The organism is Paenibacillus sp. GM2FR, from assembly GCF_002803325.1.
Taxonomy (GTDB): Bacteria; Bacillota; Bacilli; order Paenibacillales; family Paenibacillaceae; genus Paenibacillus_AQ; species Paenibacillus_AQ lautus.
This window is the reverse complement of the sequence record NZ_MKZM01000004.1, coordinates 1-727: the sequence shown is the minus strand read 5'-3', so window position 1 is coordinate 727 and position 727 is coordinate 1. Positions and strand designations below refer to the sequence as shown.

The following is a 727-nucleotide window of genomic DNA, read 5'->3' as shown; positions in this document are numbered from 1 at the left end:
GAAGTCGGTGGGGTAACCCTTACGGGAGCCAGCCGCCGAAGGTGGGGTAGATGATTGGGGTGAAGTCGTAACAAGGTAGCCGTATCGGAAGGTGCGGCTGGATCACCTCCTTTCTATGGAGAATCGTCTTCTGCAACGAAGACATTCAAATATGACTTCATTGAAGTCACCTTTAAAATCAGGTTTCGGCCTGTTACTCACTCGTTGGTCAGTTTTGAGAGTTCAACTCTCAACTTGTTGATTCCAGATCTTTCTTGTAGACAAGATCGTCAGGAATTGATAAGATATTCTTCCGGCTGTTAAATAGCCGATTGAATTGATCCTTGAAAACTAGATAACGAAACGAATTTGCGCAATTAGAAATATCCTTTTAGCTGAACTTGTGTCAAAACAAGTTTAAATAAAACGGTAGCAGCGAAGGTTTTGGGATCATCGATCCTTTGGAAGTTAGTTTCCACCTATTGACTCGTTTAGTAGATCAGGAAACAAACGGACAACAGAGCGATGAGCACAATAACCGGAGCAATTGGTTAAGCTACTAAGAGCACACGGAGGATGCCTAGGCGCTAGGAGCCGAAGAAGGACGTGGCGAACAACGAAACTGCCTCGGGGAGCTGTAAGCAAGCTTCGATCCGGGGATGTCCGAATGGGGAAACCCAGCTAGTGTAATAGCTAGTTACCCGTATCTGAATACATAGGATGCGAGGAGGCATACCCAGGGAACTGA

General features: G+C 45.8%; 2 rRNA genes. Both read left to right on the top strand.

The features are described 5' to 3' along the window. Window positions 1–113, top strand: a 16S ribosomal RNA gene (locus PAEVO_RS00045); the annotation flags it as partial. Between the two features lie 415 nt (window positions 114–528). After that, window positions 529–727 (top strand): 23S ribosomal RNA (locus tag PAEVO_RS00040); the annotation flags it as partial.